This is a genomic window from Leisingera aquaemixtae (assembly GCF_001458395.1).
Lineage (GTDB): Bacteria > Pseudomonadota > Alphaproteobacteria > Rhodobacterales > Rhodobacteraceae > Leisingera > Leisingera aquaemixtae.
Genome location: NZ_CYSR01000011.1, coordinates 273,807 through 294,219 on the forward strand (window position 1 = coordinate 273,807; position 20,413 = coordinate 294,219).

The 20,413-nt window shown below is 64.8% G+C and carries 13 protein-coding genes; 9 read left to right on the forward strand and 4 right to left on the reverse strand.

What is annotated here, in order from left to right:
• Positions 1 to 7: 7 nt before the first annotated feature.
• Together PHA8399_RS07070 and PHA8399_RS07075 are read right to left on the reverse strand one after the other, a co-directional pair.
• Complete coding sequence (locus PHA8399_RS07070) at positions 8 to 985, reverse strand: HpcH/HpaI aldolase/citrate lyase family protein (protein ID WP_058285463.1); 978 nt, start codon at positions 983 to 985, stop codon at positions 8 to 10.
• A 175-nt stretch (positions 986 to 1,160) separates the two neighbouring features.
• Positions 1,161 to 1,775 carry a response regulator transcription factor gene (locus PHA8399_RS07075; RefSeq protein ID WP_082649478.1) on the reverse strand — a complete coding sequence of 205 codons (615 nt, stop codon included), beginning with the start codon at positions 1,773 to 1,775 and terminating at the stop codon, positions 1,161 to 1,163.
• A 298-nt stretch (positions 1,776 to 2,073) separates the two neighbouring features.
• Here PHA8399_RS07075 and PHA8399_RS07080 point away from each other — a divergent pair, with 298 nt between their 5' ends.
• From PHA8399_RS07080 to PHA8399_RS07120, 9 genes are all read left to right on the forward strand, one after another.
• Positions 2,074 to 3,324, forward strand: coding sequence for a pyridoxal-phosphate-dependent aminotransferase family protein (locus PHA8399_RS07080; protein ID WP_058285465.1), 1,251 nt, complete (start codon positions 2,074 to 2,076; stop codon positions 3,322 to 3,324).
• A gap of 32 nt (positions 3,325 to 3,356) precedes the next feature.
• Positions 3,357 to 4,556, forward strand: coding sequence for a malate--CoA ligase subunit beta (locus tag PHA8399_RS07085; protein ID WP_058285466.1), 1,200 nt, complete (start codon positions 3,357 to 3,359; stop codon positions 4,554 to 4,556).
• Positions 4,553 to 5,446 (forward strand): succinate--CoA ligase subunit alpha, encoded by an 894-nt coding sequence (sucD, locus tag PHA8399_RS07090; RefSeq protein ID WP_058285467.1) that lies wholly within the window; start codon positions 4,553 to 4,555, stop codon positions 5,444 to 5,446. Before PHA8399_RS07085 ends, sucD begins: the two co-directional genes overlap by 4 nt.
• Before the next feature lie 99 nt (positions 5,447 to 5,545).
• Positions 5,546 to 6,517 (forward strand): 2-hydroxyacid dehydrogenase, encoded by a 972-nt coding sequence (locus PHA8399_RS07095; RefSeq protein ID WP_058285468.1) that lies wholly within the window; start codon positions 5,546 to 5,548, stop codon positions 6,515 to 6,517.
• Positions 6,517 to 9,177: a phosphoenolpyruvate carboxylase gene (locus PHA8399_RS07100; protein WP_058285469.1), complete on the forward strand. Its 2,661-nt coding sequence runs from the start codon at positions 6,517 to 6,519 to the stop codon at positions 9,175 to 9,177. The genes PHA8399_RS07095 and PHA8399_RS07100 overlap by 1 nt, the downstream gene beginning before the upstream one ends.
• A gap of 13 nt (positions 9,178 to 9,190) precedes the next feature.
• Positions 9,191 to 10,474: a serine hydroxymethyltransferase gene (gene glyA, locus PHA8399_RS07105; RefSeq protein ID WP_058285470.1), complete on the forward strand. Its 1,284-nt coding sequence runs from the start codon at positions 9,191 to 9,193 to the stop codon at positions 10,472 to 10,474.
• Between the two features lie 391 nt (positions 10,475 to 10,865).
• Positions 10,866 to 11,654, forward strand: a complete 789-nt coding sequence (locus PHA8399_RS07110) for a DeoR/GlpR family DNA-binding transcription regulator (protein WP_439330519.1) — start codon at positions 10,866 to 10,868, stop codon at positions 11,652 to 11,654.
• Between the two features lie 153 nt (positions 11,655 to 11,807).
• Positions 11,808 to 13,484, forward strand: coding sequence for a Na/Pi cotransporter family protein (locus tag PHA8399_RS07115; RefSeq protein WP_058285512.1), 1,677 nt, complete (start codon positions 11,808 to 11,810; stop codon positions 13,482 to 13,484).
• A 39-nt stretch (positions 13,485 to 13,523) separates the two neighbouring features.
• Positions 13,524 to 14,363 carry an EamA family transporter gene (locus PHA8399_RS07120; RefSeq protein ID WP_058285472.1) on the forward strand — a complete coding sequence of 280 codons (840 nt, stop codon included), beginning with the start codon at positions 13,524 to 13,526 and terminating at the stop codon, positions 14,361 to 14,363.
• Positions 14,364 to 14,414: 51 nt separating this feature from the next.
• On the opposite strand, the gene PHA8399_RS07125 is transcribed toward PHA8399_RS07120, so the two are convergent.
• Both PHA8399_RS07125 and PHA8399_RS07130 read right to left on the reverse strand, forming a co-directional pair.
• Complete coding sequence (locus PHA8399_RS07125) at positions 14,415 to 17,372, reverse strand: ATP-binding protein (protein WP_058285473.1); 2,958 nt, start codon at positions 17,370 to 17,372, stop codon at positions 14,415 to 14,417.
• 268 nt (positions 17,373 to 17,640) lie between these two features.
• Entirely contained in the window at positions 17,641 to 19,989 is a 2,349-nt protein-coding gene (locus tag PHA8399_RS07130) for a methyl-accepting chemotaxis protein (RefSeq protein ID WP_058285474.1), read from the reverse strand.
• Positions 19,990 to 20,413: the final 424 nt, after the last annotated feature.

Below are 20,413 nucleotides of genomic sequence, written 5' to 3' on the forward strand. Positions count from 1 at the left end.
CGGCGGCTTAGTTGCCGGCGATCTGCTTGGCCTTCTCCACCAGCACTTCTGCCTGACGGATTGAGGCGTAGTCAATCAGGCGGCCGTCCAGCGATACCGCGCCCTTGCCGGCGGCTTCAGCCTCGGCCATGGCTTCCAGAATGCGGTGCGCCTTGGTGATTTCCGCGTCCGACGGCGACATCACTTCGTTGGCCAGCTCGATCTGGCTCGGGTGGATCGCCCATTTGCCTTCACAGCCCAGCACCGCGGCGCGTTTGGCGGCGGCCTTGTAGCCTTCCTTGTCCTGGAAATCGCCGAACGGGCCGTCGATCGGCCGCAACCCGTTGGCGCGGGCGGCAACCACCATGCGGGCCAGCGCATAGTGCCACATGTCGCCCCAGTGAACATCGCGGGAGCCGTCTGCCGCCGGGTCGGTCAGCACCGCGTAATCCGGGTTCACACCGCCGATGATAGTGGTGCGGGCGCGGGTCGAAGCGGCATAGTCGGCGACACCGAAATGCAGCGATTCATTGCGCTTGGAGGCTGCGGCAATTTCACTCACGTTCTGCATGCCAAGCGCGGTCTCGATGATGTGCTCGAAGCCGATCCGCTTCTTGTAGCCCTTGGCGTCTTCGATCTGGGTGACCAGCATGTCGACGGCGTAAACATCCGCCGCGGTGCCCACCTTGGGGACCATGATCAGATCGAGGCGTTCGCCTGCCTGTTCAACGACATCCACGACATCGCGGTACATGTAATGGGTGTCGAGGCCGTTGATTCGCACCGACATGGATTTCTTGCCCCAGTCGATCTCGTTCAGGGCCTTGATGATGTTCTTGCGGGCCTGGTCTTTCTCGTCCGGCGCAACCGCGTCTTCGAGATCCAGAAAGATCACGTCGACGTCAGATTGTGCTGCTTTTTCAAACATCTGCGGCTGGGATCCGGGGATTGCCAGCTCGCTGCGGTTCAGGCGGCCGGGGGCCTGTTCGACGGTATGAAACGACATGGGTGCGCTCCTCATTCGCAATGGGGTTTCGTCCTCTCCTCTCTAGGCATTCCTCATGAGGATGTTTCCTGTCAAGAAAAAAGTTTTCATTTAAATACATTCGCCCGCGCGTCGCGCCCTCGCGCGCGTACGCGTATGCGCACCCGCGTGCGAGGCGCGGGGCGGCGAACCGGGGCTATTCCTCCAGGCTGAAATCGCCCCGGGCGGCGCGGTTGGCGTAGTAGAACGCAATCGCCTGGGCGCGGTTCTTGACCGAGAGTTTTTCGTAGAGGTTCGACAGGTGGAACTTCACCGTGTTGGTGGAAATCTCCAGCTCCTTGCTGAGCTCCTTGTTGGTGAGCCCCTTGGACAGCGCCTCCAGCATCGTGCGCTCGCGGCGCGACAGCTGTTCGATCGGATCGGTCTGCAGCCCGCGGACGTCGAGGAAGGGGAAAACCATCTTGCCCGCCGCCACGGCCAGGCAAGTGTCGAGCAGCCCCTCGACAGCGCTGGAGCGCGGGGCAAAGCCGGCCGCGCCTGCGCTCATCGCCTTGCGCGGCACGTCGCCGCTGTCGTCGGCATAGACCACCAGCCGCGGCGCGTTGGCCTGGTCGCGCAGCACCTCGATCAGCTTGGCACCGCCAAGGGCGGGCAGGTTCCAGTCGATGATCCCGACCTGGACCGGCACCCGCATCACGGTTCCGAGGAAGCCTTCGGCGGTGGCGGAGGTGGCGACCAGCGAGAATCGCGGGTCCTTTTCGAAGATCTCGGACATGGCCGACAGCACCAGCGGATTTGCGTCAGCAAGCATGACCGAAATAGGGGAAACTTTGTCGCTTATCGGAGCCATTTGGTGCCTTTTTGTCAAAAACTACCCGAATGGGTAGGGCCAGTTTTGGTATGCAACGGTATTTTTACCTGTTTGGGTGGGTAACTTGCCGCCCATTTAGATACCCAAAAGCAGGATATAGGAATGTTGCGGGTTTTGTCGACCTAAGGTTTCCTTGCGTTAACAGATGTTGACCGTCAGGAAACAAACCTTCCCGCAGCGAAGAAGGCATGTGACCTCCGGCGCATCGGCAACCGCACACCAACAGAGGTTTGACCCGATGACAGAACCCACGATCTTCCCCAGCCTGGAAATCCCGGAGACCCTGGCCGCCGGCCCTGGCCCGGGCAATACCGACCCCCGCGTGCTGCAGGCCTTTGCCAACACCGGCCTGGCTGACCACATGCAGGCGGACGTGCTGCGCGGCATGATCGAGTGCAAGCAGATGCTGCGCGGCCTGTGGGGCACTTCCAACACCTACACCTACGGGGTTGGCGGCACCGGCTTCTCCGGCCTGGATTGTATGCTGAACGCGATCCTGCCTGGTGATACCGTGGTTGCCTTCCAGAATGGCACCTTCTCCGGCATCGACGCAATGACCATCCGGATGAAGGCCGCCACCCGCGAGGAGCTGGCTGCCAATCCGATGAACCCGCAGCCTGCCTCCGTCACCGTGGTCGACGTGCCGCATGGCGAGTCAGTATCCGGCAAGCTGGTGGAGCAGGTGCTGGGTGAGAAGAAACCCAAGTGGGCGTTCATGGCGCATTGGGAAACCGGCTCGGGCCGCATTAACGACCTGAAAGGCTTTTCGGACGCTTGCGTCAAGCACGGCGTGATGGGCCTGATCGACGCGGTGTCCTCGCTGGGCATCGAGGATTTCTCGATCGACGATTTCCCGGGCGTTGCCGGCTGGGCCTCCTGCCCGCAGAAAGGCGTGCTGTGCCTGCCGCTGACCTATGCGCCGGTGTCCTTCACCGACAAATACATCCAGACCGTGCGTGAGAACGGCTGCCATTCCTACGTCCACAACCCGATCCTGGAAGCCCGCCACTGGGGCATCGTGGACGGCCAAGATGTTGCGGCCGGCACCTACCACCGCACCCATTCCGGCTATGCGGTTGCCGCCTTCCACGAGGCGCTGCGCATTACCCTGCAGCATGGTCGCGCCCAGAAGGCCCGCGATTATTCGTTCCACGAGAAAGCGCTGCGTGATGCGGTTACCGCCATGGGCTGCGATGTGACCAGCAACATGACCAGCCTGGTGGTTCTGAACCTGCCCGGCGATCTGGCCGGCAAGGAAAAGGAACTGGTGGGCAACTGCCGCGCCGTGGGCTTTGGCATTTGGCCGACCCTGTCGGAGCCAGTCCAGGTCCGCATCGGCATCCTGAATCAGATCACCCCGGCGGCCATCACCGACATCGTCAACCGTTTCGGCAAGGCGATGAACGACATGGGCGCAAACGTCGACATGGCAGCGGTCAACGCCTTGCTCGACAGGCACTACTCCGCAGCCCTTGAGGCCGCTGAGTAACGTTTTCCGGCATCCATGAGGAGGAGAGAACCATGGATATCCACGAATACCAGGCCAAGGAAGTTCTGAGCAACTTCGGCGTGACGGTTCCGCCGGGCGCGCTGGCCTACAGCCCCGAGCAGGCGGCCTATCGCGCGCGGGAGCTGGGCGGCGACAAATGGATCGTCAAGGCCCAGGTCCACGCCGGCGGCCGCGGCAAGGCGGGCGGCGTCAAGCTGTGCAATTCCGAAGCCGAGATCTATGAGGCGACCGAGAACCTGTTCGGCAAGAAGCTGGTGACGCACCAGACCGGCCCCGAGGGCAAAGGCATCTACCGTGTCTATGTCGAGGGTGCGGTGCCGATTGCCCGGGAGATCTATCTCGGCTTCGTGCTGGACCGCTCCAGCCAGCGGGTGATGATCGTTGCCTCCTCCGAAGGCGGCATGGAGATTGAGGAGATCTCTGCCGAGCGGCCCGAGTCCATCGTGCGCTCGACCGTTGAGCCGGCCGTCGGCCTGCAAGATTTCCAGGCGCGCGAGATCGCGTTTGCCCTGGGCATCGAACCGGCCCTGACGCAGCAGATGGTGCGCACGCTGAAGGGCTGCTACCAGGCGTTTTCCGAACTGGACGCCACCATGGTTGAGATCAACCCGCTGGTGGTCACTTCGGACAACCGGGTCATCGCGCTGGACGCCAAGATGACCTTTGACGACAACGCCCTGTTCCGCCACCCGCAGATTGCCGAGCTGCGCGACAAAAGCCAGGAAGACCCGCGCGAAGCCCGCGCGGCGGACCGCGGCCTGTCTTATGTCGGGCTTGAGGGCAACATCGGCTGCATCGTGAACGGTGCGGGCCTGGCGATGGCGACCATGGACACCATCAAACTGGCCGGCGGCGAGCCTGCCAACTTCCTGGACATCGGCGGCGGGGCCACGCCCGAACGGGTCGCCAAGGCGTTCCGCCTGGTGATGTCCGACAGCAATGTTCAGGCGGTTCTGGTCAATATCTTTGCCGGCATCAACCGTTGCGACTGGGTGGCCGAAGGTGTCGTTCAGGCGCTGAAGGAGGTTCAGGTCGACGTGCCCGTGGTGGTCCGCCTTGCCGGCACCAACGTGGAGGAAGGCCAGAAGATCCTGGCCCAGTCCGGCCTGCCGCTGATCCGCGCATCCTCGCTGATGGAAGCCGCTGAGCGGGCCGTCGGCGCGTGGAAAAACGACCTTGATCAAAACACCCGTGTGAGGGCCGTCAAATGAGCATCCTTCTTGATCGCGAAAGCCGTGTCATCGTCCAGGGCATCACCGGCAAGATCGCCCGCTTCCACACCAAGGACATGATCGAATACGGAACCAACGTCGTGGGCGGCGTGGTGCCGGGCAAGGGCGGCGAGACCGTCGAGGGCGTGCCGGTCTTCAACACCGTGAAAGAAGCGGTTGAGGCCACCGGCGCCAATGCCTCCTTGGTGTTCGTGCCGCCGCCGTTTGCAGCCGACTCCATCATGGAAGCGGCGGATGCAGGCATCAAATACTGCGTCTGCATCACTGACGGCATCCCGGCCCAGGACATGATCCGTGTGAAGCGCTACATGTACCGCTATCCCAAGGACAAGCGGATGATCCTGACCGGGCCAAACTGCGCGGGCACCATCTCGCCGGGCAAGGCGCTGCTGGGTATTATGCCGGGCCACATCTACCTGCCGGGCACCGTGGGCATCATCGGCCGCTCCGGCACTCTGGGCTATGAGGCCGCGGCGCAGCTGAAAGAGCTGGGGCTGGGGGTTTCCACCTCCGTCGGCATTGGCGGCGACCCGATCAACGGCTCCTCCTTCAAGGACATTCTTGAGTGGTTCGAGAAGGATCCGGAAACTGAGGTCATTGCAATGATCGGTGAAATCGGCGGCCCGCAGGAAGCGGAAGCGGCGGAGTACATCCGCGATCACGTGACCAAGCCGGTAGTGGCCTATGTCGCGGGTCTGACCGCACCCAAGGGCCGCACCATGGGCCACGCCGGCGCGATCATCTCGGCCTTTGGTGAGAGCGCTTCCGAGAAGGTGGAGATTCTGTCGGCGGCCGGTGTGACCGTTGCCGAAAACCCCGCCGTGATCGGCGAAACCATCGCAAGCGTGATGAAAAAGAACGCCGCCTGATCCGGCAACGGGACAGGCGCAACGCTCCACCCCCGACCTGGGGCAATGGCGGGGGTGGAGCGCATTTACAAAGCACAAGCACGTCAGGGAGTTAATATCATGGCAAAGCCCAAGGTTCTGGTGACCCGCCGCTGGCCCGCCGCAGTTGAGGCGCAGCTTTCCGAGGCGTTTGATGCTGTGCTGAACACGGGCGATAAGCCCCTGACTGAGGACGAGCTGCGCGATGCGATGACATCTTATGACGCAGTGCTGCCGACCGTGACCGACAAGATCTCAGCCAAGGCGTTCGAGATCGCCAAGCCCCAGGCCCGGATCCTCGCCAACTACGGTGTCGGCTACTCTCATATTGATATGCACGGTGCGGCCGGCCACGGCATGACCGTGACCAACACCCCGGATGTCCTCAGCGAATGCACCGCTGATATCGCCATGACGCTTTTGCTGATGGTGGCCCGCCGTGCGGGCGAAGGCGAGCGCGAGCTGCGCGCCGGCGCATGGACCGGCTGGCGCCCGACCCATCTGGTCGGCACCAAGGTTTCCGGCAAGACGCTGGGTATCGTCGGCTTTGGCCGCATTGGCCAGGAGATGGCCCGGCGCGCCCACCACGGCTTTGGCATGAAGATCGTGGTGCAGAACCGCTCCCGCGTGTCCCCCGATACCCTCGCCCGCTACAACGCCACCCAGGTCGACAGCCTGGAAGACCTGATGCCGCAGTGCGATTTTGTTTCTCTGCACTGCCCGGGCGGCGCTGCGAACCGGCATCTGATCAATACCCGGATGCTGAACCTGATGAAGCCGGACGCCTTCCTTATTAATACGGCCCGCGGCGAGGTAATCGACGAGCTGGCCCTGTCCCGCGCCCTGTGGTTCGAAACCATCGGCGGCGCCGCATTGGATGTGTTCGACGGCGAGCCGCGCATCAACCCGGACCTGATGGATTGCGACAACCTTGTGATGCTGCCGCACCTGGGCAGCGCCACCCGCGAAGCGCGCGAGGCGATGGGCTTTCGCGTCCTGGATAACCTGACCGATTTCTTTGCTGGGCGCGAACCGCGCGACCGGGTGATGTGATGGGAGATCCTGCTGAAACCACCCATGAGGGTGTCGAAGACACTGGCTACGCCGCCGGGCTTCGCAATGAGCTCCACGCCTTGTGGCTGGATGTTTTGCGCCAGCGCGCGCCGGAGGTTGCTGCGAAGGCGGTCTCCGAAACCGCTTGGGATTTGTCCGGCGGGCAGCCCGCGACCGCCTATATGCAGGCGTTCAATATCTGGTTCCAGCTGCTGAAGATCGTCGAGGAAAACGCCGCCATGCGCGACCGCCGCATGGCCGAAACCCAGGACGGGCCCGAAGTGGTCGAGGGCAGCTTTGCCCGCGCGCTGGATCTGGCCGGGGAGCAGGCAACGCCCGAACGGCTGCAGGAGGTCGCCAGCCAGTTTTCCATCGGCCCGACCCTGACCGCGCATCCGACCGAGGCCAAGCGCGTCACCATCCTGGAAATCCACCGCCGCATATACCGCGGGCTGGTGTCGCTGGAGGCCAAGCGCTGGACCCCGCGCGAGCGGGCGGGCCTGCTGGCGGATCTGCGCTCGGAAATCGACCTGTTGTGGATGACGGGCGAGCTGCGCCGCGACCGGCCCAGCCTGCAGGATGAAATCCAATGGGGGCTGCAGTTCTTCCGGGACAGCCTGTTTGAGGCGGTACCGCAGCTGTTTGAGCGCTACATCGCAGCGGCCGAACCGCGGCTGGGCGAGAGCGCCGATGCGCCTTGCCTCAAATTCCATTCCTGGATCGGCGGCGATCGCGACGGCAATCCGAATGTGACGGTGGAGGCCACGGCAGCAGCCCTGACCGCGAACCGCGCAGCGATCCTGGAACGCTATCAGAAGGCGCTGACCACCGCGGCGGAGCGGATTTCCATTTCGGCGGCGGTGTTTGCCTTGCCGGAAACCACCTCTGCCCGGCTGGCGAAGGTCATTGCCGCAGCACCCGGCGCCGCAGCACTGTCCGCCCGCAATCCCGGCGAAGTCTTCCGCCAGGCGCTGACCGCGATCCTGGCGCGGATCAGGGCCACTGCTGCCGAGGGCACTGGCGCCTATAAGCACCTTGGCGATTTCGTTACCGGCCTGACAGAAGTGGAAGCGGCACTTGAGGAAATCGGCGCCAACCGCCTGGCGGCCCGCTATGTCCGCCCGATCCGCTGGCAGGCCGATGTCTTCGGCTTCCGGACGGTGACGCTGGACGTGCGCCAAAACTCAACCGTGACCACGGAAACACTGACGGAGATATGGGCGCGCTCGGGCGAAGTGCCGGAGTTCGGCAGCCCGGATTGGTCGGCACGGTTGCGCAAGGAACTGGGCAGTGCCTCGCTCCCCTATATGACACCGGATGAGCTGAGCTCGCAAAGCGGCGAATTGCTGAAACTGCTGCGGCTGATGCGCGATGCAGGGGCAGGGGAGGATCCGCAGGCGATGGGGCCGTTCATCCTGTCGATGACCCGCTCCACCGATGACTTGCTGGGGGTTTACCTGCTGGCGCGCTATGCCGGGTTCGGCGCCGAGAAGGCCGCGCTCAAGGTGGTGCCGCTGTTTGAAACCATTGGCGACCTGCGCGCCGCGCCCGGTATCCTGAACGGCCTGCTGGACGTGCCCTTCGCGCGCCGCTCTCTGAAATCCAGCGACAGCCGGATCGAGGTGATGCTGGGCTATTCCGACAGCAACAAGGACGGCGGTTTTCTCTGCTCCACCTGGGAGCTGGAGAAGGCGCAACGCTTGATCACGCGCACCCTGGCGGCGCACCGGATGAAACCGGTGTTCTTCCACGGCCGCGGCGGCTCGGTCTCCCGCGGCGGCGCACCTGCCGAACGCGCCATTGCCGCCCAGCCTGCGGGCACTATCGCGGGCCGGATGCGGATTACCGAACAGGGCGAGGTGGTCAGCTCCAAATACGCCAACCGCGGCACCGCCCTGCACCAGCTGGAGCTGATGGCCTCTTCGGTGCTGCGCCATTCGCTGCAGGACGGCACCCCGCCGGTCAATCCTGACTTCGATGACGCCTTCGAGGCACTCGCGGGCATGTCCCAGGCGGCCTATTCCAACCTGCTGAACGCGCCCGGTTTCCTGGACTATTTTCAACAGGCCAGCCCGGTGGAGGAGCTGGCGATGCTGAAGATCGGCTCGCGCCCTGCCCGCCGTTTCGGGGCCGGCTCGCTGGAGGACCTGCGCGCGATCCCCTGGGTCTTTGCCTGGTCGCAGAACCGCCACATGATCACCGGCTGGTACGGTTTCGGCTCGGCGGTTGCCAGTTTCCGCAAATTCCGCGGGGCGCGCGGCGATGCGGTGCTGCAGGAGATGTTCGCGAATTCTCCGCTGTTCCGCCTGGTGGTGGATGAGGTCGAAAAGACCCTGCTGCAAAGCGACATGGACATTGCCGCCGGTTACGCCACGCTGGTGCAGGACGCTGAAATCCGGGATCGCATCTTCGGGTCCATCCGCAAGGAGTATCAGCTGGCCTGCGACGCGATCCTGTTCCTGACCGGTGACAGCCGCCTGGCACTGCGCTTCCCGCGGCTGCGCGCCCGCTTTGGCCGCGTCGAAAACATGCTGCGCGAAATCCACAAGACCCAAGTGCGGCTCCTGCAAGAGAACCGCGCCGAAAAGCCTTCAACAGTGCCTGTCCCGCTGATGCAGTCGATGAACTGCGTCGCCGCGGGCCTTGGCTGGACTGGATAGACAGGAGCCCCGAATGTCCAAAAACCTCTTTTTCACCCAGCCCCTCGCCGAGCGCGATCCTGAGCTTTTTGGCGCGATCACGGCCGAGCTGGGCCGCCAGCGCGACGAGATCGAGCTGATTGCCTCCGAGAACATCGTCTCCGCCGCGGTGATGGAAGCGCAAGGCTCCGTGCTCACCAACAAATACGCCGAAGGCTACCCGGGGCGCCGCTACTACGGCGGCTGCCAGTATGTCGACGTCGCCGAGAACCTGGCGATCGACCGCGCCAAGCAGCTGTTCGGCTGCGAATATGCCAACGTGCAGCCGAACTCCGGCAGCCAGGCCAACCAGGGCGTGTTTCAGGCGCTGCTGCAGCCCGGCGACACCATCCTGGGCATGGATCTGGCCTCCGGCGGCCACCTGACCCATGGTGCTGCGCCGAACCAGTCGGGCAAGTGGTTCAACGCCGTGCATTACGGCGTGCGCCGCGATGACAACCGGATCGACTACGACCAGATCCAGGCCCTGGCCACCGAGCATAGCCCCAAGCTGATCATCGCCGGCGGCTCCGCCATCCCGCGCCAGATCGACTTTGCCAAATTCCGTGAAATCGCGGACAGCGTCGGCGCCTATTTCATGGTCGACATGGCCCATATCGCGGGCCTGATCGCCGCCGGTGAGCACCCCTCACCGTTCCCGCACGCGCATGTCGCCACCACCACCACCCACAAAACCCTGCGCGGCCCCCGCGGCGGCATGATCGTGACCAATGACGAGGCGATCGCCAAGAAGGTGAACTCGGCGATCTTCCCGGGCATCCAGGGCGGCCCGCTGATGCATGTGATCGCAGGCAAGGCGGCGGCCTTCGGCGAGGCGCTGAAGCCGGAGTTCAAGGCCTACCAGAAGCAGGTGCGCGCCAACGCGGCGGCGCTGGCGGACCAGCTGATCAAGGGCGGCCTGGACATCGTGACCGGCGGCACCGACACCCATGTGATGCTGGTCGACCTGCGGCCCAAGGGCGTGACCGGCAACATCGCCGACAAGGCACTGGGGCGCGCCCATATCACCACCAACAAGAACGGCATCCCGTTCGACCCGGAAAAGCCCACCGTGACCTCGGGCCTGCGCCTGGGCACGCCTGCCGGCACCACCCGCGGCTTCGGCGAAGCGGAGTTCCGCCAGATCGCCGACCTGATCATCGAGGTGATCGACGGGCTGGCGGCCAGCGGTGAAGAGGGCAACGCGGATGTGGAAGCGTCGGTGCGCGCCAAGGTCGCGGACCTCTGCGCCCGCTTCCCGCTCTACCCGAACCTGTAAGCCCTTTCGGGACTGACAGAAACGAACCGCCGCGGCCCCTCAGCCGCGGCGGTTTTTCCTTGCCGCAAAGGCAGCCCTCCCGCGCCCCGCCGGTGCATCGCTGATGCCCCGGCACGGGCCTTGGGCCCGGCAGCGCCCCTAAGAGGGGCGCTGCCCGCGCCGTGCGGCCCGCACGGCGCCCTGCCCAACGCTTTCGGGACGGCCGCAGGCAGGCCGGATAAGGGGCGGGAGCGCCTCCGCAGCTGGACGGGCAGTGCGCGCGTTTGCGAGGCGTTTATGGCCCATCTGCCGGAAATCCCAAAAAATTGTGGGAAATTGTGGGGCGGTGTTGTAATGCGGCGGCGGGCCATGCCTAAACAAGTGAAGACTTCAGTTGCCAATGGGGTGCCTCTTGCCGGACTCTCTTGCCCTCTCCCACCGTGAAATGGAGCTTGTGGACGCCTTGCGGCGCCTTGGCGGCTCGGCCCGCAGTGCGGAGCTTGCCAGGATGCTCGACGTCTCAGAGGAGACCGTGCGCCGCACCATCAAGGCGTTGGACAAAGCGGGCGCGGTGCAGCGGGTGCATGGCGGCGCCTTCCTGGCCGGGCCGCAAAGCGCGACCAGCTTTGCCCGGCGGATTTCCGAGAACCAGAAGGAAAAGGCGCGGATTGCAGCCCGCGCGGCGGCGTATGTCCGCAATGGCATGGCGCTGTTTCTGGATGTCGGCTCCACCACCGCCTTTGTGGCCGAGGAGCTGCGGCAGAAGTCAGGCCTGACCGTTGTGACCAATTCCGTAGGGGCCGCGCAGACACTGGCAAACCACAATGGCAACCGGGTTCATTTCCTGGGCGGTGAATTGCAAAGCAATGAGCGCAGAACCTTCGGCTTTGTCACGGAACAGCAGGTGCGCCGCTTCGCGCTGGACCTGGCGATCCTGTCGGCGGACGGATTCTCCGCCAAGCAGGGGATCCTCTACCACAGCGCGGCCGAGGCGCAGCTGGCGCGCGTTGTCGCGGAGTGCTCCGAACAGCTTGCTGTCGCCATTGCGCACCCCAAATTTGACGAAACCGCACCGCATTGCGGCCCGTCGCCGCGCAGGATTGATCTTTTGTTCACGGATCAGGCCCCTGGCAGGAAGCTGGCCGCAGCTCTCTCCGGCTGGGGGATAAAGACCGATATCGCGCCCGGGGCAGACAGTTGAGGGATCTGACATCAGCCCGGGCCTTGCCCGGCGGCTGGAAATCCGGGCCGTGCTGCGCGTTCCCGTTGCGCCCGCGGCCGGGCTGTGCTGATACGGTTTTGATAGTCCTCGCGGCAGAGACCTCCTGGCATGGAGGGGAAACCGGAATCTGATATGGCGATCCTGACCTTTCTGATCAGCCTCGCGGGCGCGACGATGCTGCTGCTTTACGCGGTGCGGATGGTGCGCACCGGGATCGAGCGCAGCTATGGCGCCTCGTTCCAGCGGCTGCTGACCGGGCGGCAGAGCCATCTGCAGGCCGGCATGATGGGGCTGACCCTCGCCATCGTGCTGCAAAGCTCGGCGGCGGTGGCGCTGCTTGCGTCGGGGTTTGCGGCCAGCGGCTATCTCGCCTTCCCCACCGGGCTGGCGATCGTGCTGGGCGGCGATCTCGGCTCGGCGCTGATCATCCAGATCCTGTCGTTCAAGCTCGACTGGCTGGTGCCCATGCTCTTGGCGGCGGGCGGCTACCTGTTCGTCAAGACCGAGGCCAAGAAGGCGCGCCAGCTGGGGCGGATCCTGATGGGGGTGGCCTTCATCCTGATATCGCTCAGGTTTCTGCGCGAGGCGATGGATCCGATCCGCGACAGCGCCTTTCTGCCCGCCATCGCAGGCTATCTGGCGCGCGACTATATCACCGCCTTCCTGGTCGGCGGCGCGCTGGCCTTTGTGATGCATTCCAGCGTTGCGGCGATCCTGATGTGCGTGACGCTGGTGCAGATCGGCGCCCTTCCCTTTGCCGCCGGACTGTCGCTGGTCTTGGGGGCGAATTTCGGCTCCGCCTTCATTCCGGTCTGGCTCAGCCGCGGCATGGACCTGCAGGCGCGGCGCATTCCCTATGCCAACCTCGCCCTGCGCGGCACCTGGGCGGTGATCTGCCTGTTCGGCGCCAATCTGGCGCTGCGCCAGGGCTGGCTCGGCGATCCGCAGGGCGGCCAGATGCTGGTCAGCGCGCATCTCGCCTTCAATGCCGCGCTGCTGCTGCTGGCGCTGCCGCTCTGCACGCCGCTGGGCGGTGTCTTTGCGCGGCTGTTCCCGGATCCGGCGGCGCCCCCGGCGCAGCCGCCGGGGCGGCCGGTCAGCGCGCTGGAGCAGGGCAGCTACGGCGCGCCCGCGCAGGCCGTGGGCAGCCTCACGCGCGAGCTGCTGCGGATGGCCGACCAGGTTGGCGCCATGTTCCGCCCGGTGCTGGAACTGTACGAGGGCGGCAGCAAGGAGCAGATCCGCGCGGTGCAGCAGATGGACGGGGAGGTCAACGCCTGCCTCTCGGGCATCCGCCAGTATGTGGCGGCGATCCCGGCGGAAGCGTTCAGCAAGGAGCAGTTGAAGACCGCCCGCAGCCTGATGGAATACGCCATCCGGCTGGAGACCGCGGGCGATGTGGTGGCCCGCCGCCTGACGGTGCTGGCCGGGGAGATGCGCAAGAAGGAGCTGCGGTTTTCCCGCGACGGCTGGCTGGAGATCACCCGCATGCATGAGGCGATCCTGGCCAATCTGCAGCTGGCCTCCAACGTGCTGATCTCCGATGACCTGGAGAGCGCGCGGCTTCTGAGCCTGGAGAAGACCGAGCTGAAGCGGATGGAGCGCGACAGCCGCAAGCGCCACCTGCGGCGGCTGCAAGGCGGCGGGCGGGAGAGTTTCGACACCTCCGACATCCACCTGGAGACCCTGCGCGCCCTGCGCGAGTTCAACAGCCACATCGCCGCGGTGGCCTATCCGGTGCTCTACCGCAACGGCCAGCTGCTGGAGACGCGGCTGATCGAGGAGATGCGGCCGGAAGAAACCGATTGAGGCAGGAGCCGGCCTGTTAATAGAAGTCCTATCACGATTATGACCCCCTTTATCATTGCCATCATTCTGTCAGCGGCGCTGCTGCACGCGGTGTGGAACGCTATTGTAAAAACCGCTGCCGACCGCACCACAACGCTGGGGCTGGTTGCCTTTGGCCATGTCATCCCCGCCTCCGTGATGATCGCGGTGCTGCCGCTGCCGTCGGCTGAGAGTTTTGTTTTCATCCTGCTCTCGACTGCCGTGCATTTCGGCTATTACTACATGCTGGGGCGCGCCTATCAGCATGGCGACCTCAGCGTTGTGTACCCGATCGCGCGGGGCATCGTGCCGGCACTGGTGGGCCTCTGGGCGATGATCTTTGCCGGAGAGGTGCTGCCGCTGCAGGCCTGGGCCGGGATTGCGGTGATTGTGCTTGGCATCCAGCTTAGCAGCTGGAAAGCGCTGCGATCCGGCGTTGGCCGTGCAGCACTGGGATTTGCCGCCGGCACCGGGTTTTGCATTTCGGTCTATTCGCTGGTCGATGGCATCGGGGTGCGGCTGTCGGGCAACACGCTCAGCTACTGGGCCTGGGGGGCGTTCCTGCACATCTTCATTGCGGGCTTCGTTGCTTTGCGCAAGCGCCGCACACTGGCGGCCCTGCGCCCGCGGACCTGGGTCCTGGGAATTGCAGGCGGGCTGGTGTCGATGACAGCCTACGGCCTGGTGCTTTATGCGAAGAACTTTGCCCCGCTGGGGGCGGTCTCGGCGCTGCGGGAAACTTCGGTGATCTTTGCGGCGCTGATCGGGTTTGCCGTTCTGAAGGAGGGCTATTGGATGCGGCGCCTGGGCGCGGCGGTGCTGATGGCCGCGGGCGTGTCGCTCATCGGTACGGCTGTCTAGCGCCCGCGCCCCTTGGCGGCCCACAGCCGGACAGGGCGGCGGGCCGAGGCATCAGGCACTGGCGCGGGGCCGCCGCTGCGTGTCTTCTGCTTCCGCCAGAACGGCCGCAAGAGTATGCAGCAGCACCGTCTTTTTCACCGGTTTCGCCAGAAAATGGTCCATGCCGGCGTCCAGGCAGGCCTGCCGGTCGCTGGAGAAGGCATTGGCCGTCAGCGCCACGATGACTGGCTGGCGAATGGGAAGGCTGCGGATTTCCTGCGTGGCTGAAATGCCATCAAGCTCCGGCATCGACATGTCCATCAGGATGACGTCTGGCTCCAGCTCCCTGCACATCTCCACTGCCGCGCGGCCGTTCCCGGCCTCTTGCAGATCAACCGGCTGGCCGCGCAGGAACTTACGGACCAGCAGACGGTTGGTCTGATTGTCCTCGGCCAGCAGAACCCGGCAGGGGCGAAGCTGCGGCGCAGCGTCCGGCAGCGCCGGTGCTTCTGTATCCGGCGCCTGGCTGGCGGGGGACATCTGCAGTTCCAGCCGGAAGCAAGAGCCTTTGCCGGGTTGCGACTGCACCGAAATTCCGCCGCCCATCCGCTTGGCCAGCATGCTGGAAATCGTCAGGCCCAGACCGGTGCCGCCAAACGCCTTGGTGGTTGCGGCGTCAGCCTGGGTGAAGCGGTCAAAGATGTGGCTGGCCTGGGCTTCGGAAATTCCGATGCCGCTGTCCTCAACCTCGACCACAAGACGGCATCGGTCCGCGCCGGCGTGCGAAACCCGCACCGCGATCTTGCCGTCCGGGGTGAATTTCACCGCATTGCCGATCAGGTTGACCAGGATCTGGCGCAACCGCCCGTCGTCGCCGTGCAGCCATTCAGGCAGGCCGTTTGCATAGCTCACCTGCATCGAAAGGCCCTTTTCAAGCGCCTTCGGGCGGAACAGGTCGGCAGCGCCGCCGATGCAGTCGCGCAGGTTGAAATCCTCCCGGCTGATGGCGAATTTCCCGGCCTCCAGCCGCGACAGGTCGAGGATGTCATTGATGATTTTCAGCAGCGCCTGTGCCGAACTGCGGATGGTTTCGACGTTCTGCTGGTCATCGGCCGTCAGGTCTGCCTCCGCCAGCAGATCGGCCATGCCGATGATCCCGTTCATCGGGGTGCGGATTTCGTGGCTCATGTTGGCCAGAAATTCCGACTTGGCGCGGTCGGCGTGTTCGGCGGCCAGCTTGGCCTCGGCCAGTTCACGCTCGCGCTGCTTGCTGCGGGTGATGTCGCGCTCGATACCGATGATCAGGTCGACCTCGCCATCGGCACCGGTCACCGGTACGATGTTGGTGTCAAACCAGACCTCCTCGCCGGCCTTGGTGTAGTTGAGCACTTCATTGTGGTAGCGGATGCCGCGCTCCTTGTGGCGGTTCATTTCGCGCACCACGCTGAGGTCGGTGGCAGGCCCGTCCAGAAGGTCGGACGGGGTGCGGCCGATGGCTTCGTCGGCGCCGTAGCCGGTGGCGCGGGTAAAGGCGTCGTTCACCCAGAGGATCTTGCGGCTGCCATCGGTCAGGATGATGCTGTCAGAGGCATGTTTGGCGACCAGTGACAGACGGTGCAATTCCGCCTGCTGTTTCTGCAGCTCGGCATGGGCTTCCTCCAGCGCCCGCTTGCCTTCTTTCAGCTCGGTATTGCGTTCCGACAGCGCCTGGTTGGCGTGGATCAGCTCCTCGCGCAGGCGGACGTCTTCCGACACATTCCAGTTGACGCCGATCATCCAGCTGCGCCCCTGCGTGTCGGTGAACGGGCTGGCCAAGGCCCGGATGTGCTTGACGGAGCCGTCGTCAAGCAGGATCCGGAACTCGGAGGCAAAATTCGTTTTCGCGCGCTCGGCGGCCTCCAGGGATTTGACCACCCGGTCCCGGTCCTGCGGGTGCAGCCTGGCAATCCAGGCGCTGCCCGCCAGCGGCCCCTGCTCGCGGGGGACGCCGTACAGTTCATGCATCCGGCTGTCCCAGCTGACACGCTTGTTGCCGGCATCGCATTCCCAGATGCCGACCCGGGAGGTCTTGACCGCGATCTCCAGCCGCCGTGAAACCGCTTCCAGCTCCGCCTCCCGGCGCCGCAGCTGCCCGATCACCGTTTGCCGCGCCGCCGACAGCCTGCCGGCCAGGAAGGTCGGGAAAACAATCAGGGTCCCGGCCGCCAGCAGCGCCAGCCGCAGCTGCCACAGGTTGCCCGGCTGGGCCTGCCAGCCGCCTGCGGGCCGGGCCGCCAGCTGCCAGGACCCGACCGGCAGATTGATGTCCATCAGGACCGGTTCCCCAGCGGGGATCTCCTCGGTTCCAAGAAACTGCTGGCCGGCCGCGCCGGTGCCGTCCTTGCCGGTCAGGGCAATTTCCAGCGTCTGGGCGCCGCCTGTTACGCCGGTTTCCGCATAGAGCGTCTTGGTCTCGACAACGGCCGACAGAATGCCCCAGAATTTCTTCTTGTCTTCCGGCCCGGTGAAGATGGGCAGCCGGTAGATGAAACCGGTGCCGCCCTGCACCAGGTTGACCGGGCCGGCCAGCACCATTTCACCGCTGTCGCGGACCCGGTAGGCCGCTTCCCGCTGGGCTGCTGTTTTGGTGTAGTCCAGCCCGATGGCGGGCTCGTTGCCCTTGATCGGATAGATCAGCGAGACCACCAGCCCCGGGGCCGCGGCAATATGCCGGATCGCGGTCTGTCCCATCAGAACCTGTTCCGCAATCTGGCTGAACCGCGCCTGCGGCATGTCCGGTTCGGTGGCCAGCATGGCGGCAAGCCCGCGCAGCCGCTGATAGTCGCCGTTCAGTTGGCCCTCTAGGCTGGACTTCATCAGCCCTGCCTGCTGCTGAACCCTGGCGCGTTCGGACTGGTAGTGGATCGTGTCGTTTTGCCTTTCGGCGTAATACCCGGCAGCGCAAACAACCGCCAGGGCAAGCAGGGCGGGCAGGTAGGTCCGGTTGCCGAGCCTGCGCAGCCAGCCTGCGGAAATCTTGTTCAGGGCCATCTAGCCACCTTTTGCATTTGCGCGAATCTCCTCTGACAGCCGCCAGGGCTCTGCACGTCAGGTGTCCGGTTCTGCTCCAAGATCTCCTTAAAGTCTGAAAAACAGGTTTTCACAACCGCAGCTATTTCAGCGGCGGTGCCGCGCCGGCCTCGGCGTCGGCCGGCGGGCGGCGGCGGGCAGACCGTCACACGGGGCAGCAGGCAGCCTGGCCGCCCAGGCCCGGCCCCGTGCGCGGATCCGGGCCCGCAGCAAGGAGTCCGGCGCGGGGTCAGAAATCCTGCCATTTCATCAGGGCGGCAGACCCATCCGGAGCCGGGACGGCGGCCGGTCCCTCCGGCGCATCAGCCCAGCCCGTGCCATGCGCCGATGGCAGTTCCGCTGCGGCCGGCTGCTTTGGCGCCGCCGTCGCCAGCCCGACATCGAACCGCGCCACCAGCCCGGCCAGCTTGGCCGCATCGCCGTTCAGCAGCTGGCCTGCCGCGGTCATCTGTTCCACCATCGCGGCATTCTGCTGGGTCACCTGATCCAGCTGCATCACGCCGGTGTTGATCTCGCCGATGCCGGTGGACTGTTCGGCGGCGCCTTCGGCAATGCCCGACACCAGGCCCGAGATATGGGTGACCTGCGAGACGATGCCGTCCAGCGCCGCGCCAGCCTTGCCGACCAGGTCCACGCCCTTGGCCACCTGTTCGCCGGAATTGGAAATCAGCGCCTTGATTTCCATCGCCGCATCCGAGGACCGCTGCGCCAGCGCCCGCACTTCGGAGGCGACAACCGCAAACCCGCGTCCGGCTTCACCCGCCCGTGCGGCCTCCACCCCGGCGTTCAGCGCCAGCAGGTTGGTCTGAAAAGCGATGTCGTCGATCACGGTGATGATCTGCGAAATGTGGGTTGAAGACTGCTCAATCTCAGTCATTGCGGATACCGCATTCTGAACCACCTGGCCGCTGGTTTCAGCCTCATCCCGGGCCCTGTTCATCGCGGCTTCAACCCCGCGGGCGCCATCGGCCGCCGCTTTGACGCTGGCGGTCATCTGATCCAGTGCCGCCGCGGTCTGTTCAAGCGTGGCAGCCTGGCTTTCGGTACGCTGCGAGAGGTCGTCTGACGCCTGGCTGATCTCATGCGTGCCGCTGCGGATGCTGGTGGTGGCCTCAACCACCTCGCGCACCGTCGCGTTCAGCGTGTTGACCGTCTGGTTGAAGTCGAGCCGCAGGCCCTTGTAGGCCTCGGGGAAGGGCTTATCAATCGTGCTGGAGAAGTCGCCGTTTGCCAGGTTTTTCAGGCCGTTGCGCAACTCGCTGACCACATGGCCCTGCTGGCGCTGCAGCTCTGCCCGTTCCTCTTCGGCGGTCTGGGCATTTTGCAGATCGGTTTTCAAACCTTCCAGAATGCCTGCGATATTGCCGAATTCGTCTCCGTTGCCCTTGCCCGCAACCGGATGATCGTAATCTTTGGCCGCAATATGCTCGACGCTGCCGGACAGGGCGGCAACCTTGCGGGCGATGCCGCGGGCCGCCGCCCACGACAGCAGCGCTACCGCCAGCGCCACCCCAACTGCCTGCAGCATGGCGGCATTGACCAGGCTTTTCTGCGCAGCCAATGCCTCGGCACTGTCGACTTCCAGCACGATTCCCCAAGTCCGGTCTTCCAGGCCGACGCGGCCGGCCATCGCCTCAACCGGCTGGCCGGACAGCCCCGGCGTGCCGGAGAACGTGCTTTCCCGGCCGCCGATCGCGGCGCCGATCTGCTGCAGCTGAGGCAGCTGCGACAGGATCTGGTGGCCGCCCGGGCGGCTGGATGCAGTCAAGGCAACGCCATCACCGCGCACCAGATAGGCCTGGCCGGTGTCCCCCAGCAACGCGGAATGTGACAGAATCCCCGCGATTTCGTTCACAGGCACCCTCAGGACCAGGGCCCCCATGATCGCGCCCTTTTTGAAGACCGGCGAGGACAGGAACATGGCGGCAGCACCGCCGCCTGCCTCATAAGCGGCCATTTCCGACAGGAACACATCGCCCTGTTCCAGCTCCAGCGCCGTTTGGAAGGCTTGGCCCAGGCCGCTGTCCTTGTAGGGCCCATCCAGGTAATTTAGTGCAAAATCGGCATTCTTTTGAACCGAATAGACCATGTTGCCCTGAACATCCAAAAGATAGGCGTCAAGAAACCCCTGTTCCTCCAAGAACGTGACAAAACCGGTATGGTTCATCTTGTGGCGGATCGACCAGGCCGATTTGTCCTTGGCGTCCAGTAGTTTATAACGCTCCCCGGAGGGGTTGGGGTTGCTGTCGGCATATGCAGCGCGCAGGTAACCTCCGGGATCCTCGCCCAGAGAGTAGAAGCCGTTGGAGAAATCCCGCAGCGCCGTTTCCACCGCCTTGCTGGCAACCAGCGTCCGGGTCTGCGAGCGCAGGTCCGCCACCCAGGATTCCAGGGCTTCCTTGCGTTCCTCCAGCAGCGTTGCAAAGGCGGCTTCGCGGTTGGCCTTCAGCGCTTGCCCGGCTTCCCAGGCAAAGAAAAAGCCCGAAGCGAGCGTCAGCAGGATTGTCGGCGCGGCGATGGACAGCGGCAGCTTGCGGCCCAGCCGCATATTGCCCCAGAATTTGGAAAGTCGGGTCATCAGTGTGCAGCTCCCATCAGCATTTCGGTCTGCCCGGCAGCCAGAGTGCAGCGGCGGGCTGTGCCAGCCGGGTGGCGGTTGATGTGAGAAACACTCAGAGGGATTCGTTTCCGCAGCGTTAATTCCGGTGCCGGAGCCCCTGATTTGCGGCATCTCTCCGCGGCGGGGGCCGCAAAAAGGCCGATTCAGTTTTATTTGCGGACTCCGCCGATGCGGTGATTCGCTCAGGCTCAGCCGAATTCCGCCGCCTTCCTGCGCCCGCAGCTGCGAATCTGCCGGGCCGGGTGCAGCTGTGCCGCCGCCAGCCCGGTTCCGGCTGAAAACCGCCCGGCAGACTGCCAACGGCGCACGCGGCGCGAAATTCCTTTATTTTCAGGATATCAAGCCTGCAGGCGATGGCCGTTTGCATGCGAAAGCGGCATCA